The organism is Nocardioides pollutisoli (assembly GCF_040045055.1).
GTDB classification, from domain to species: domain Bacteria; phylum Actinomycetota; class Actinomycetes; order Propionibacteriales; family Nocardioidaceae; genus Nocardioides; species Nocardioides tweenelious.
The window spans coordinates 1,259,046-1,273,443 of record NZ_JBDZDU010000001.1 but is presented as its reverse complement, the minus strand read 5'-3'; the positions used below and the strand labels follow the sequence as shown (position 1 = coordinate 1,273,443).

Annotated in this window: 13 protein-coding genes and 1 tRNA gene; 5 read left to right on the top strand and 9 right to left on the bottom strand. The window is 71.8% G+C overall.

Annotated features, from left to right (window positions below):
- Positions 1-23: 23 nt before the first annotated feature.
- From ABLE68_RS06235 to ABLE68_RS06220, 4 genes are read right to left on the bottom strand one after another with little or no spacing between them, the layout of a single operon-like run.
- Positions 24-1,388: a flavin monoamine oxidase family protein gene (locus tag ABLE68_RS06235; RefSeq protein WP_348870444.1), complete on the bottom strand. Its 1,365-nt coding sequence runs from the start codon at positions 1,386-1,388 to the stop codon at positions 24-26.
- Positions 1,385-2,602, bottom strand: coding sequence for a carcinine hydrolase/isopenicillin-N N-acyltransferase family protein (locus ABLE68_RS06230; RefSeq protein ID WP_348870443.1), 1,218 nt, complete (start codon positions 2,600-2,602; stop codon positions 1,385-1,387). Before ABLE68_RS06230 ends, ABLE68_RS06235 begins: the two co-directional genes overlap by 4 nt.
- 20 nt (positions 2,603-2,622) lie before the next feature.
- Positions 2,623-3,018 carry a limonene-1,2-epoxide hydrolase family protein gene (locus ABLE68_RS06225; RefSeq protein ID WP_348870441.1) on the bottom strand — a complete coding sequence of 132 codons (396 nt, stop codon included), beginning with the start codon at positions 3,016-3,018 and terminating at the stop codon, positions 2,623-2,625.
- A gap of 31 nt (positions 3,019-3,049) precedes the next feature.
- Positions 3,050-3,967 (bottom strand): LysR family transcriptional regulator, encoded by a 918-nt coding sequence (locus tag ABLE68_RS06220; protein WP_348870440.1) that lies wholly within the window; start codon positions 3,965-3,967, stop codon positions 3,050-3,052.
- 103 nt (positions 3,968-4,070) lie between these two features.
- Between ABLE68_RS06220 and ABLE68_RS06215 the strand changes: the two genes are divergently transcribed.
- The 3 genes from ABLE68_RS06215 to ABLE68_RS06205 all read left to right on the top strand — a co-directional run bounded on the left by ABLE68_RS06215 (position 4,071) and on the right by ABLE68_RS06205 (position 4,966).
- Positions 4,071-4,253, top strand: a complete 183-nt coding sequence (locus ABLE68_RS06215) for a hypothetical protein (protein ID WP_348870439.1) — start codon at positions 4,071-4,073, stop codon at positions 4,251-4,253.
- Between the two features lie 165 nt (positions 4,254-4,418).
- Positions 4,419-4,491, top strand: a tRNA-Thr gene (locus ABLE68_RS06210).
- A gap of 106 nt (positions 4,492-4,597) precedes the next feature.
- Entirely contained in the window at positions 4,598-4,966 is a 369-nt protein-coding gene (locus ABLE68_RS06205) for a DUF2630 family protein (RefSeq protein ID WP_348870438.1), read from the top strand.
- A gap of 44 nt (positions 4,967-5,010) precedes the next feature.
- Here ABLE68_RS06205 and ABLE68_RS06200 read toward each other — a convergent pair whose 3' ends face one another.
- From ABLE68_RS06200 to ABLE68_RS06190, 3 genes are all read right to left on the bottom strand, one after another.
- The gene (locus tag ABLE68_RS06200) at positions 5,011-6,321 is read right to left on the bottom strand and encodes an FUSC family protein (protein ID WP_348870437.1); all 1,311 of its coding nucleotides are present in this window, start codon (positions 6,319-6,321) and stop codon (positions 5,011-5,013) included.
- Positions 6,322-6,354: 33 nt separating this feature from the next.
- On the bottom strand, positions 6,355-7,611 hold the full coding sequence (locus tag ABLE68_RS06195; protein ID WP_348870436.1) for an MFS transporter: 1,257 nt from the start codon (positions 7,609-7,611) through the stop codon (positions 6,355-6,357).
- A 100-nt stretch (positions 7,612-7,711) separates the two neighbouring features.
- The gene (locus ABLE68_RS06190) at positions 7,712-8,164 is read right to left on the bottom strand and encodes a MarR family winged helix-turn-helix transcriptional regulator (RefSeq protein ID WP_348870435.1); all 453 of its coding nucleotides are present in this window, start codon (positions 8,162-8,164) and stop codon (positions 7,712-7,714) included.
- Positions 8,165-8,231: 67 nt separating this feature from the next.
- Here ABLE68_RS06190 and ABLE68_RS06185 point away from each other — a divergent pair, with 67 nt between their 5' ends.
- Positions 8,232-9,665 carry an MFS transporter gene (locus ABLE68_RS06185; RefSeq protein ID WP_348870434.1) on the top strand — a complete coding sequence of 478 codons (1,434 nt, stop codon included), beginning with the start codon at positions 8,232-8,234 and terminating at the stop codon, positions 9,663-9,665.
- Here ABLE68_RS06185 and ABLE68_RS06180 read toward each other — a convergent pair.
- Together ABLE68_RS06180 and ABLE68_RS06175 are read right to left on the bottom strand one after the other, a co-directional pair.
- Complete coding sequence (locus ABLE68_RS06180) at positions 9,662-11,617, bottom strand: oxidoreductase (protein WP_348870433.1); 1,956 nt, start codon at positions 11,615-11,617, stop codon at positions 9,662-9,664. The genes ABLE68_RS06185 and ABLE68_RS06180 overlap by 4 nt on opposite strands.
- Positions 11,614-12,477, bottom strand: a complete 864-nt coding sequence (locus ABLE68_RS06175) for a TIGR03619 family F420-dependent LLM class oxidoreductase (RefSeq protein WP_348870432.1) — start codon at positions 12,475-12,477, stop codon at positions 11,614-11,616. Before ABLE68_RS06175 ends, ABLE68_RS06180 begins: the two co-directional genes overlap by 4 nt.
- A 129-nt stretch (positions 12,478-12,606) precedes the next feature.
- Here ABLE68_RS06175 and ABLE68_RS06170 point away from each other — a divergent pair, with 129 nt between their 5' ends.
- Positions 12,607-14,025 carry a hypothetical protein gene (locus ABLE68_RS06170; protein ID WP_348870431.1) on the top strand — a complete coding sequence of 473 codons (1,419 nt, stop codon included), beginning with the start codon at positions 12,607-12,609 and terminating at the stop codon, positions 14,023-14,025.
- The last annotated feature ends 373 nt before the right edge of the window (positions 14,026-14,398 follow it).

Here is a 14,398-nt window from a genome sequence, read left to right as displayed (position 1 = left end):
CTAGTTAAACACTAGACATATGATCACGCCAGCGACACGAGCACTTCCTGGGCGGTCGTCTCGCCGGAGCGGACGGCACCCTCCATGTAGCCGTTCCACACCGGGCTGCACTCGGCGCCCGCCCAGTGCAGCCGTCCGACGGGCTCGCGGAGCGCCTCGCCGTACGACGTCCAGACGCCGGGCGCGAAGTGCGCGCCGTAGCAGCCGCGGCTGAACTCCTCGGCCATCCAGTCGCGCTCGACGTACTCCAGCGGCTCGGCGGCCTGCGGACCGAAGTAGCGCACGAAGCAGTCGACCACCGCGGCCCGCCGCTCCTCCGGCGTACGGCGTGCCCACGCGCGGCCGTCGTCGGCCTCGATGAAGCCCATCAGGATGCCGCGGTCGTAGCCGGGCGGGGTGTTGTCGAAGGTGACCTTCACCGGTCCCTGGTCCGACCCCGCCTGACCGTTGAGGCCGTCCGCACGCCAGAACGGTGTCGGGTAGACCGCGTAGACCTTGAAGACGCTGCCCGCGGGGAGCTTCTGGGTGAGCTGGTCGCGCCAGCTCGGCAGCGGCGGGTCGTACTCCAGTCGGCCGGCCAGTGTCGGCGGCAGCGTGATGATCGCGCGGGCCGCGTCGTACGTCGTGCCGTCGCGGGCCGTCACGCGCACCCCGGACGAGGTCTGGGCGACCGTGCGCACCGGCGACGACAGTCGGACGTCGAGGTCGGCCGCCATCCGCTCGCTGACCAGGATCGAGCCGCCGTCGATCCGGTCCTGCTGCGCGCCCCGGTCGACGGCCATCAGCGTGTCCATGTCGGTGCCGGACCGCGTATAGAAGAGCGCGTGCAGCAGCGACAGGTCGGAGAGGCCGGCCGAGAAGACCGCCTCGCAGTAGAGCTCGAAGTAGGCCCGCCCCTGCGGGGTCTTGAGGTTGCGGCGCACCCAGGTCCGGAAGGTCTGCCCGTCGAGGAGCTCGGCGTCCGGCGACTCCCACGGCCGGTCCAGGTCGATCCGCTTCGCGAGCCGCGCGAAACGCAGCGTGCCCTGGGCGAGGTCGGCGATCGCGAACGGGTTCAACCGCGGGATCGCTCCCTTCGTGCCGGCCAGCCGCCCGGTGCGCCCGCAGAGGGAGAAGACGATGTCGCCGTCGTTGTACGTCGGGACCGTGGTCAGGCCGAGCTCGCCGATCAGCTCGTACATCCGGTCCTGGGTCGGTCCGACCCACTGCCCGCCGAGCTCGATCCACTGCCCGTCGGCCAGGGCGCCGGCCTCGGTCCGCCCGCCGACGCGGTCGCGGGCCTCGACGACGACCACGGAGCGACCGGCGGCCTGCACGGCACGGGCCGCCGCGAGGCCGGAGAGCCCCGCGCCGATGACGACGACGTCGGTGGTCACGGGGGTCGTCACACGCTCACCTCGGCGAGCCGTGGTCGGCCCGCCGCTCGCTCGAAGCCGGCCCAGCGGCGCTGCAGCCACCACGGCCGGGTGTCGCGCTGCGTCACGCGCGCGACCGCCGGCAGCCAGCGGTCGTACGCCGCACCCGCCTCGGCGAGCGCGTCCTCGGTGCTCGGCGGAGAGGCGATCCACCCCCGCTGCAGCCGGTCGCGGTCGGCCGATATGACGCCCTCGGAGCGGGTCCAGCCACGCAGCGCGCGCCGGTGCAGCTCCGCGTGCCGCCACCACAGCGACCGGTCGTCGACCCGGTTGTCGACGCCCTCGGTCGGGTAGGCCGCCTCGCCGACCGGCTGGTCGACGCGCAGCGGCACGAAGAGCGACAGCGCCGGGTCGGACGTGCCCGTCGCCCAGTGCGTCCCGGAGCCGAGGTCGCTCACCCACGACGACACGGTCTGGCTCGAGGCGAGCAGCCCGCCGGCGTGCATGTTCGGTCCGCTCATCGAACCGTTGACGGGTGACCAGCGGGGTCCGGTGCCGGTGCCGTTGTCGCGCAGGATCCGCATCGACCCGAAGACACCACGGGCATCCGTCGCGCGCTGCTCGGTCAGGTGACGGCGTACGGCGCAGTTGGCGACCCGGCCGCGCAGCCGGTCGGCGTACTTCTCCGCGAAGGCCGGGATGGTCAGGCCGTTGCTGATGCTCCGCGCGCGGCCGGTGACCTCCTCGGTCGCCCACTGCCGTCCCGCGGTCTCCAGCACGATCGCGTGGTCGCGGTCGGCCACGAGGAAGCTGTTGTGGTAGGTGAACCGCCGGTGCTCGGCGCTGCACCGCCCGCTCTGCCCGTGCTGCTCGAGCAGGTCGACGATCAGCTCGACCGCGTCGCGTGCGGAAGCGGCCCGCTCGAGGGCCAGCCGGAGCAGGTCCATGCCGAGCAGCCCGGGCTCGAGGCTGGTCGACTCCTTGGTGAAGACCGCCTCGTTGCCGATCGCGACCCCGTGCTCGTTGGCGCCCATCTCGGCGCCCCACATCCACCACGGCCGCGACACGACGGTCGCGTGCGTGCGGGCGGCCTGCGGCAGGTCGACGTAGGTCGTGAGCGCCCGGGCGTCCGGGTCGTGGTCCGCCGCAGGCGTCCACTCCCAGAGCTGTGCCTCGTTGGGATCGCGGTCGGAGTTCTTCGCCAGCACCGTTCCCGAGTCGGACCGGATCACGAAGGTGTCACACACGCACCAAATCGTAGGGGCAACTAGCGGGGGAGGATGCCCTTCACGAGTCCCACCACGCCGGAGCTGATCGCGTCGATCCAGCTGAAGGCGTCGTCCCAGAGCACGACCTTGCCGTCACGGACCTCGAAGGTGCCGCGCACCGCGAAGGAGCTGCGCCAGGCGCCGTACGACAACACGTCGGTGCGGTCGGTCAGCACGACGTCGCCCGAGGTGGCCACGTGGTGGTAGTCCACCTCGAAGCCGATCCCGCGCGAGACCATGTCGCGCAGCGCCTTCGCGACCTGCGGCCCGCGGAAGGTCGGCATCAAGGTGTTGCGCCAGACGACGTCGACGTCCAGCAGCTCGATCGCCTCCTCCACCTCGTGGGCGGCGAGATGCGCGAGCAGGTCTCGTACGACGGACTCCGGGGTGCTCATGCTTCGAGCGTAGGCCGATCGCCAAGGCTTGCTACAGGGGCTCCGCGATGGCCTGGATCCGTCGGGTGGCCAGCTCGATCATCAGCTGGGCGGCGGGGGAGAGGGTCGCGCCGGCCCGGTGCACGACCGCGAACATGTCGTAGGTCCGCGGCCGCAGCGACACCCATCCGGCCTTCGGCGCCAGTCGCGGGAGCAGCTGCACCGCGGCGCCCTTGGGGATCACCGAGTCGGCATAGCCCATGCCGACCAGCTCGACCGCGGTCTCGACGTCCTCGACCTCGATCCGGGTCTGCGGGTTGCGGCCGGTCTCGTGGAGCATCTGCCGCAGCACCCGTCGGGTCGAGTCGTCGGCCCGCCAGGTGGTCTCGGGGAGCACCAACGAGGCGAGCGAGAGCCGGTGCGCGTTGACCGGCGTCTCGAGCCGCGCGGGGTCGGCGCTGATGTAGACGAGCTCGTCGCGGGCGACCGGCCGGACCACGAACCCCTCGCTGTTGACCGACGGCACCGCGATCATCGCAGCCTCGATCCGCCCTCGGCGCAGGTCCTCCTGGACGTCCGTGGAGTTCTGGCCGATCAGCTCGACCCGCACGCCGGGGTAACGCGAGAGCACGTCGGCGACCAGCCCGGCCCCGGCGTACAGACGTGCGGTGCCGAACATCCCGAAGCGGATCGTCCCGGTCTCGAAGCTCTTCACCCGCTGCACCGACTGCTGCGCCTCGTCGACGGCCGCGAGCACGCGCTCGGCGTGCGGCCGCAGGGTGTCGGCGACGGTGGTGGGTACGACGCCGCGCCCCACGCGCCGGAAGAGCTGGACGCCGAGCGACTTCTCCAGCGACCGGATCTGCTCCGACACCGAGGGCTGCGCGTAGCCGAGCTCCTCCGCGGCCGCGGTCAGCGAGCCGTGCTCGTAGGTCGCGAGGAAGCAGGTGAGCTGGTGCAGCGAAAGCATAGGTCCAACCTAGGGTTTCCGAAGGAAAGCAAGGCTACCCCTATGTCTACAGATGTCGAACAATAGAGGCGTAAGCAGTTCGCCCACTCCGAGGGAGGTCCTCATGTTCGACCACAAGTGCACCGCGTGCGAGAAGCGTCAGCTGATCTTCCCGAGCCAGGTGACCGCCATGACCAACACCGACCACGGCATCGTCGTCGCCTTCACCTGCTGGTGTGGCGCCGACCAGTCGATCGTCACCGGCAAGGGCGCGACCAGCACCCGCAAGGTCGCCCTCGCCGCCTGACCCGAGCAGGGTCCCCGCAAGCTCTCCGAGACGTCCGGCGTAGTCGCGTTCGTCGTACCGATCGGAGCCCTGGACGCCGGTCCTGGTGCCGTTTTCGCGCACCGGACCGGCGTCCGTATACTTCTCCAGGTTGTTCGGAGACTGGCTCGCCAGGACCCGCAGCACGCCGCCTTAGCTCAGTCGGTAGAGCGTCTCACTCGTAATGAGAAGGTCGTCAGTTCGATTCTGACAGGCGGCTCAGGCGAGGGCCCTGATCTGCAGAGATGCAGGTCGGGGCCCTTTTTTGCGTGTCGGCCCAGCCGGATTCCGGTGCCAGATCCGGTGCATCCTCCAGCAGCCGCAGCGTGCCCGGCGTGCCCTGTTCCGCCGATGCCCTCGACTCTCGACCTCCACAGGGTCAGGCTGTCCTCGAGACGGCTGGCGACGCTGCGCCTGAGACCCGGTACGAGGAAGTGGAGCGCAAGGTGGACGACGAACCTTCTACGCAACGTCAGATCAGTGACTTGGTCGCCGAGGAGCATGCGTTGCGCGAGCGGCTGAGCCGAGGCGAGATCACCCTCGAGGAGGAGCACTCACGGTTAGCGGCCGTCGAACGGGAGCTGGACCAGCTGTGGGACCTGCTTCGTCAACGGAGGTCTCGAAGCGAGTTCGGGCAGGATGTCGGCGAAGCCTCGATGCGCCCCGAGTCGACGGTCGAGGGCTACCTGCAGTGAGTCGAGCTGACGGCTGCTGAGCCACCGACGGCCCGGACCCGCCGTCACCGATCGCCGTCGGAGAGCCGCGGCATCCGCACGGTCTCGGCGTCGCCATCGCCCGCGGGTCCGGCCGCCGGGAGCGAGGTGGCTCGGCGACGGGAGGGGTGCGGACGCAGCGGCGCCGGCCAGGTCCGGAGCGGTCGGCGCAGCTGGAGCTGACGTCGGACCCGCTGCTCGAGGTCGAGCTCGCGTTGCACGCGCTTCACGGTCGACAGCACGGCCGCGTGCAGCTCGCGCAGGTCGGCGTCGGCTACCGACGTCGACATCTCCTCCAGGCGGGCCCGTGCCTCCGGCAACCCCTCCATCGCCTCGCGCAGCGCCTCGAAGTCCGCCGAGCTCGCCTGGCCGGCTGGCGCCGCGTCGAGCCGCACCAGCTCACCGAAGGCGTCGACGGCGGCCGCCATCTCGCGGAACGTCTGCACCAGGCCGAGGAGCACGTCCGTGGCGCCCTCGGCCCCGAGCCAGGCGTGATCGCCGGCGGTGGCATCGGCGAGCGCTCGGTACATCGACCGCACCGTCAGCCCGGTGTGCTCGAGCGACTCCAGCCCGTGTCGCAGCCCCGGCCCCAGGTCCGGCGTGCCTGCCGCCCGGACGTTGAGCCGGCGGCCCTGCTCGGCGCGCAGGAGCGCCGCGCCGACGCGCGGCACGTCGTGCTGGGTGATCAGGCGCGCGTCCCCGAGCCAGGCCTCCGCGGCCGAGCCGACCGATCGAGGGTCGGCGGCCAGCTGCTCCAGCGCGTCGGCCGAGCGCCTCAGGAGGTCGCTGATCGAGTCGGCGAGACCCTCGATCTCCCGGCCGGCGTCGGACGTGGGGACGCGCGGCGGGAAGAGCAGGTTGGCCGCGACGCCGACGGCGGCCCCGACCAGGGTCTCCGCGATCCGCTGTCCGGCGGCGGCCTCGACGCCGAGCGAGCCGACACCGAGCACGAGCATGCCGCTGATCGCGACCTCGAGCAGGTTCGACTGGAGCCGGAGCGCCTGCCCCACGGTGATCGAGACGAAGATCAGGGCGCCGAGGCTCCACCACTCCAGGGGTACGACGGCGGCGAACGCGACCGCCAGTGACACGCCGGTCACCACGGCCACGACACGGTCGACACCGCTGGCCAGCAGCGAGACCGGCGTGACCTGGACGACCAGCATCGCCGTCAGCGGTGCGAGCAGGGGCACGGTCCCGGGGAAGAACAGGGTCGCCACGACGTAGCTGGTCACGGCCGCCACCGTGATGCGCAGCGACCAGAGCACGGCGCCGCGCCAGCCGTTGCGCAGCCGCCTCACCTCACGGCTGAGCCTCCCGCGCCACTGGTCACGCATCCCTCGATGATGACGCACGGAAGGCGCAGCGGCTCAGGCCGGTGCGTGGGTGACCAGCGTCGACCTCGGTGCGACCTCATCGTCCGGCTGGGCCAGTGCCCGGCGCAGCCGACGCTGGTTGGTGGCGGCCAGCGTGACGGCGCAGGCCATCGCGGCGATCGTGACGCAGAACGCTGCCGGGTAGCCGTGGTGGTCGGCGAGGCGGCCGGCGATGGTCGAGCCGAGGGCGTAGCCGACCCCGGTCGCGCTGGCGAGCATGGTCATGGCGGTGGCGACCCGGGCCGGGGCGACGACCCGCTCGGCCAGGGTGAAGACACCGATCATGAACGGCGCGACGGCGACCCCGAGCACGGCGACGACTGCGGCGAGGGTGCCGAGGTCGTGGGCCATCAGGAGCGGGAGCGAGAGCAGGAGCAGGGCACTCGCGGCAATGAGGATCCGGCGTTCCGGCCCGATCCGCTCGGGGATGAACGCGGTCGCGATCCCGGCCAGGGCGCTGCCGACACCGAGGGCGGCGTGGACGAGACCCGCGGCGCCGGGGTGGCCGACCTCGGTCGCGAGCACGGTGGTGCCGGTCTGGGTGGCGCCGAAGAGGGTGCCGATGAGCAGCTGGGCGGTCACGAGGACGACGAGCACCGGCGTGAGCAGCCGACCGGTGGCGAGCTGGATGCCGCCGCCCCGGCTGACGCGTGCGGTGCGGTGCAGCGCGAACGCCGTACCGAAGACCGCGAGCAGCGTGGCCGCGAGCAGCAGGGCGCCGCTGGGCGACACCGCGACGACACCGAGGCCCACCAGGGCCGGGCCGATCGCGAAGGACGCCTCGTCGGCCGCGCCCTCGTAGGAGAACGCGACGTCGACCAGGCGGCGCTGCTGCGCGCCCGCGCCGGCGGTGATCGGACGCCACCGCACCCGGGCGAGCGGGCCGACCTGGGGCATGGTGAGGCCGGCCAGCGCGGCCGCGCCGACCATGGCCAGGTGGTGGGCGTCCGCGTGGACGAGGGCGACCAGCAACGTCAGGGACAGCGCTCCGGCGATCGACTGGACGAGCACGACGGGGCGCTGACCGATCCGGTCGGCGAGCGCCCCCGCAAAGGGTGCGCCGATGGCGTTGGCGACGGCCAGCGCGCCGGCGGCGAGACCGCCGAGGCCGTAGCTGCCGGTGGCGCCCGAGACGAGCAGGAGGGTGCCGAGCTGGCTCATCGCGAGCGGCAGCCGGGCCAGGAACGCGACGACGACGTACGGCGTCCCGGCGAGCTCGAAGAGTCGCCGGTAAGAAGCGAGGGGTGACACGGAGGGGGCCTTTCGGGTGCGTCAGAACGACGCGCCGAACCCACCTCCAAGACGCGTGAAACCCTCTACCCCTCCAGGGTACTGCGCAGCGCGAGAACGGTCATTTCCTCGGGACCGTGCGGTCGTAGGCGTCGTTGTAGGCGCGCAGCCCGCGGATGAACTCCTGTGCGGCACCCGGACCCATCTCGTCGAGGATGGCGCTGAGGTGAGCGGCGCGCACGGCGCTGTCGTGCTCGTAGAGGCGGGCGCCCTCCGGTGTCGGACGCACCGGCCGGCTCGGGTGGTCGGGCACGGCGAAGCGCTCGAGCAGCCCGGCGCGGACCGCGCCGTTGACCTGGCGGTTGATCGTCGAGAGCTCGAGGTCGAGCTCGTCGGCGAGCTCCTTGAGCGTGCGGGCGCGGCCGTCGGACAGGATCCAGAGGAGCTTGTACGCCGAGGCGTCGAGCTCGGTCCCCGCGACGAAACCCGGCCGGCGGCGGCCGATCCGCATCAGCTCGTCGGCGAGCTCGGGCAGCAGTGTGACGTCGACTGCACTGGCGGTCCGGGAGGGCACATGTGCATCGTACACATGTACGATGCACGCGGATGGCCGACCAGCGGCCGACGTGGGGGGGACGACGATGACCGAGACCGTGCCGGTGGAGACCGACGAGAGCGCAGTGCTCGCCGCGCTCCCGCCGAAGGCATCCGGTTTCGTGGTCATCGCCGCGCTCTGCTTCAGCGGCATGAGCGTCGCGCTCATGCAGACGCTGGTCATCCCGATCCAGACCCAGCTGCCGGGCTACCTGCACACCACGGCGGCCAACGCGTCGTGGGTCGTCACCGCGACCCTGCTCGGTGCGGCCGTCGCGATGCCGATCGCGGGCCGGCTCGCCGACCTCTTCGGCAAGCAGCGGGTGCTCGTCGGCAGCGCGGTGCTCATGCTCGTGGGCTCGGTGGTGTGTGCGCTCTCGAGCAGCCTCCTGCCGGTCCTCGCGGGTCGCACCCTGCAAGGTCTCGCGATGGGGTTCATCCCCGTCGGCATCAGCCTGATCCGCGAGGCGGTCCCGGCCGAGATGGCAGCAACCGGCATCGCGGCCATGAGCGCGACCCTTGGTGTCGGCGGCGCGATCGGCCTCCCGCTCGCCGCTTGGATCGCCGGGTCCCACGACTGGCACACCCTCTTCTGGGTCGCGGCCGGGATGGCGGTGCTGGTCCTGCTCGCGAGCGTGTTCCTGCTGCCGCACATCCACGACGGCCACTCGGGGACCTTCGACGTCGGCGGCGCCATCGGCCTCGCGATCGGGCTCGTGTCGGTGCTGGTCGGTGTCTCGAAGGGCAACGACTGGGGCTGGGCCTCGACGGAGACGATCGGTGCGCTCGTCCTCGGCGTCGTCGTGCTCCTGGTCTGGGGACGCTACGAGCTGGCTCAGAGCCAGCCGCTCTGCGACCTGCGGGTGACCGCCCGCCGTCCGGTGCTGCTCACCAACGTCGCCGCGATCGCGGTCGGCTTCGGGATGATGGCGCAGGCCATCGTCTTCCCGCAGCTGCTGCAGATCCCGGAGGAGACCGGCTACGGCATGGGCCAGTCGGTGCTCCACGCCGGCCTCTGGATGGCTCCCGGTGGCCTGATGATGCTCTTCTTCGCGCCGGTCTCGAGCCGGCTGATCCGCACTCTCGGTGCGAAGTTCGCGCTCGCGATCGGCGCGACGGTGCTCGGCCTCGGCTACCTCGTCTCGTTCTTCCTGATCAGCGCGCCGTGGGAGATCCTGATCGCGTCGTCGGTCTGCTCGGCCGGTGTCGGCATCGGCTACGCCGCGATGCCGACCCTGATCATGGACGCCGTGCCGAGCCAGGAGGCCGGCTCGGCGGTCGGCATCAACGGGCTGATGCGCTCGGTCGGCACCACGGTCGCCGCGGCCGTCATGGCCGCCCTGCTCACCGCCCAGCTGAGCTCCTTCGGGCTGCCGACCGAAGGCGCCTTCAAGCTCTGCTTCGTGGTCGCGGCGTGCGCGGCATTCCTCGGTGCGGCGCTCGCGCTGACCATCCCGATCGACGCGAAGCAGCAGGCCTAGAGCCCGATCGCGTACGCCGCCCGCGCGGCGTCGTCGGTCGCGCCCCGGATCACACCGAGGCCGGTGCAGTCGCCGACCGCGTGCACCTCGATGCCCGGGAGCCGGGCGACGATCGCGTCGTGCAGCGTCAGGTCCGGCTGGACGTCACCGGCCAGGACCACGCTGTCGGCGGCCAGCCGCCGCGTCGTACCCCCGGACGGGGTGAAGACGACGGCCTCGGGCTCGATCCGCTCGACCGGAGCCGTGACGTGGATGGTCACGCCGAGCCGGTCCAGCTGGTCGAGGTGCTCGGTGACCCGCTTCGGCCCGAACTCCGGCGCCAGGGCCGGCCCTTCGACCATCAGCGCCACGAGGTGGCCGGCGCGGGCCAGCGTCTCGGCGAGCTCCGCGCTCGCCAGCGAACCGCTCACCACGCAGACCCGACGGCCCAGCGGCGGCGGGCTCCCGGCAGCGATCAGCTCGTAGACCTCGGCGCCGAGATGCACGTGCGGCAGGTCGACCCCTGGCAGCTCGGGCGTCCGCAGGTCGCCGCCGGTGGCCACGACCACGGCGTCGGGCGCGAGGTCGGCGATCGCATCGGCGTCGGCAGTCACCCCCAGCCGGACTTCCACCGGGCTGGCCGTGATCTCGGCGCGCAGCCAGTCGAGGAAGGTCGCGTTCTCGGGGTGGACGGCCGAGGCCCAGACCAGCGCACCACCGAGCCGGTCGGACCTCTCCAGCAGCGTGACCCGGTGACCCAGCCCGGCCGACAGCCGCGCGGCCTCCATGCCGCCGGGACCACCGCCGACCACGACGACGTGCCGCGGAGACGGTCGGAGGTCGAGGAGCTCGTGCTCCTTGCCGGTCAGGGGATTGACCGCGCAGTCGGTCGAGAAGCGCTGCTCCAGCGAGTCGATGCAGTTCTCGCAGGAGATGCAGCGACGCACGCGTCGTACGTCTCCGGAGGCGAGCTTGCGGGGCAGGTCGGGATCGGCCAGCAGCGGCCGCGCAAGGGCGACGAAGTCGGCGCGGCCGTCGGCCAGCACCGCCTCGGCGTACGCCGGGTCGTGCAGCCGCCCGACCGCGATCACCGGGACGTCGACCACCTCCTTCACCGCCGCGGCCGCGCCGACGTTGAGGCCGTCGCCGTAGTCGGACCCGTTGACCATCTGGGTGACCAGCCGGTCGATGACCCCGCCGCTGACGTGGAAGGCGTCGACGCCGGCCTCGACCAGCAGTGGCGCCACCTGGGCGGTCTCGTACGACGGGCGCCCGCCGGCGACCCGCTCGTAGCCCGAGATCCGCAGCGTGACCGGGAAGTCGGGCCCGACCTCGGCGCGGATCGCTGCCAGTGCTTCGAGGACCACGCGGATCCGGCCCTCGACGGAGGTGCCGCGGTAGCGATCACCGCGCCGGTTGCGCTGCGGCGCGAGGAAGGAGCCCAGGAACATGTAGCCGTGGGCCGCGTGCAGCTCGATGCCGTCGTAGCCGGCCTCACGGGCGCGTCGTACGGCCGCCTTGTAGAGGTCCATGATCGCGGCGATCTGGTCGGGCGTGACCTCGGTCGACGGTCGGCCGGTCAGGTACGACGGGATCACCGACGGCCCCAGCGACGTGACGCCGTGCATCTCCGGTCCGAGCCCGTCGGGGCCGGCGTGCACGATCTGCGGCTGGATCTTGGCGCCGTGCGCGTGCACCGCGTCGGTCAGCCGGCGGTGCGCGGCGACCGACTCGTCGGTGCCGAGGTGCAGCCCGCCCGGCGTCTCGGGGTGGAGGTGGTCGATGCCGGTCGCACCGACGGTGACCAGCCCGACGCCACCGGCTGCGCGGGTCGCGAAGTAGGCGACGGTCCGGTCCGAGGGCAGGCCCTCGGGCGTGCCGTACATCGTCTCCATCGGCGACATGACGATCCGGTTGCGCAGCTCCATCGTCCCGATCCGCCCGGGACGCAGGAGGTGCTCGAAGCCGCTCATCGCAGGTGCGCCAGCACGTCGTCGTGGAAGCGCTGCATGCCTTCCAGCTTCTGCTCGAGGGTGGCGCGGCGGCCGAAGTAGTACATCCACGGCGCGGTCATCACCTGGGTGACGCCGCCCTCGCGGGCGCGGGCGAAGTCGTCGGGCAGGATCGCGTCGGACAGGGCCGGGATGACCTCGAACGGTCCACCGGCACCGGCCTCCTCGCGAAGTGCGCGCAGCCGGGCGGCGACGGCGATCGCCTCGTCGGTCGTGCACACGTCGCCGACCCAGCCGTCGTGGCGGGCAGCCCGCCGCAGCGCGACGTCGGACAGGCCACCGACCAGGATCGGCACGGGCGTTTCGGGCTCGGGCCGCATCACCAGTCGCGGCGTCGGGTAGAGCTCGCCGTCGTGCTCGGTCCACCCCGGCGACCAGAGCTTGCCGAGCAGCTCCAGCGCCTCGTCCGTACGACGTCCGCGGTCACCGAACCCCTGGCCGAGCAGCTCGAACTCCTCGCGGCACCAGCCCACGCCCACCCCGAGGCTGACCCGTCCACCGGACAGCACGGCCGCCGTACCCACCGACTTCGCGACCTGGAAGGGACTGCGCAGGGCCGCCACGTAGATGGAGGTGAAGAAGCGCAGGCGCGTGGTGACCGCGGCCAGCGAGCCGACGAGCACCCACGGGTCGGGCCACTCGCAGGACGGGTCCCACCGACGGTTGCCGCTCGCCTCGTAGGGATACGGCGTCGCGAGCTGCTCGAGGTCGACGACGTGGTCGGCGATGGTGAGGCTCTCGTAGCCGAGCTCGTCGGCCGCGACCGCGATGGCAGGGATCTCGTGGGTCGGCACGAACGCCGACACGACCGCGAAGCGCATCCGGATCCTCTCGTCTGTCGGCTCGGAGGTTAGCCCGTCTGAGCCATGGTGGTCGGCCCGAACGGCGGGAGAAGGTGGGAGCTCGTGTCCGGGACAGAGGTGGAGGTCGACATGCGGGTGAGGCGTTGGATGGCACCGATCGCGGCGGTGCTCGTGGCTGCCGGGCTGGGCGCGGCGGGGAACGGCACCGCGGTCGCGGTGTCGCCTGACGGGCCGGCGGCGCAGCTCAGGGGCGCGCCCGGCACCTGGACCAAGATCTCCACCGGAGGCGTCGGCATCACCAGCCAGTCGGGCCTCTACCGGACGCCGGACGGCGTGCTGCACGTCGTCTACCCGAGGTCGGTCGGCGACGCCGACTCCCAGCTCGGGCACACCGCGATCGACCCGGACGGGACCGTCGCCGTGCAGAACGACATCCTCCCGACGTCCTGGGCCTCGATCGACAGCACCCCGGTCGTGGTCGGCGACGGCGCCGACGGGATCCGGGTCATCGCCGGCGGCATCAAGGACTCCACCGACGGCTTCTGGTCGCAGGGCCGGATCTACACGATGACGGCACCGGAGTCCGGCGCGAGCTGGGAGCTGCCTGCCGAGGCGGTGGGCATCAGCACGGGTGGCTACGGCAGCTACGGCACCGGCGCGACCACGCTCGCTGACGGGACGCCGGTCGCCGCCTTCACGTCGAACTCCACCATCACCTGGCACACCGGCACCGGCTCGGACCCCGACCAGTCGTTCACTGTCTCCTGCTGCGCCTACAACCTGACGATGGTCCGCGACGGCGACGACGTGTGGATCGCGTGGTACGCCAACGGCAACTCGCCTGCGGGCAACGGCACCTTCGTCCGCCAGATCGCGCCGACGCTCGGACCGATCACGAAGGCGCCGCAGTCGAGCGTCGGCGCCGACTCGATCCCCACCGACCGCGTCGCGCTCGTCGCCCGAGACGGCGGCGGGGTCTACCTGGCCTACTGCACGGGCTACCCCTACTGCGGGCACATCGGCCTCTGGAAGGTCGGCACCTCGACCGTGCACAAGGTCCCCGGGACCAAGTACGCCGACAACCTCGCGATCAGCCCGGGACCGTCGGGCCGGATGTGGATCGCCTGGAGCGACAACATCCCGGTCGTGCACGCCCTGCGCACCAACATCGCCGGGACCGGCTTCGGTCCGGCGCGCAACCTGAGGATGCCGCCGCACAAGGACTCGGCGTACTCCCTCGCGATCAACGGCACCACCTCGCGCGGCGACGTCGTCGTCAACGTCGGCGACGGCTACTGGCACACCCAGGTGGCGCCCGGCCTGACCGTGAAGGCGAAGCCGACGTCCTGGCCGCACGGCCACAAGAAGAAGGTCACCTTCACCGTCAGCGACGCCGGTGACGCCGTCGCCGGCGCGAAGGTCAAGGCCGGCTCGAAGTCCTGCACCACCGCAGCCAGCGGCACGTGCGCGATCACCTTCCCGAAGTCGACCAAGGCCGGCCCGCTCGTCGCGAAGGCGTCGAAGTCCGGCTACGGCGCGGGGTCGGTCCGGCTGAAGGTGAAGTAGCCACGCGGTGGTTGAGGAGGTTGCGCTAGCAACCGTCTCGAAACCCCTGCACCCGACGTAGGTGCGTTGGTTTCCGGGGTTTCGAGACGGTTGCTGCGCAACCTCCTCAACCTCGGGGTGTCGGTGGTTGAGGAAGGCGCGCTAGCGCCTGTCTCGAAACCCCCGCAGCTGACGTGGGTGCGTTGGTTTCCGGGGTTTCGAGACGGTTGCTGCGCAACCTCCTCAACCGCCGGGTGTCGGTGGTTGAGGAAGGCGCTGCGCAACCTGCTCAACCACCGGGCGTCGGGGGTTGAGGAAGGCGCTGCGCAACCTCCTCAACCGCCGGGTGTCGGTGGTTGAGGAAGGCGCGCTAGCGCCTGTCTCGAAACCCCTG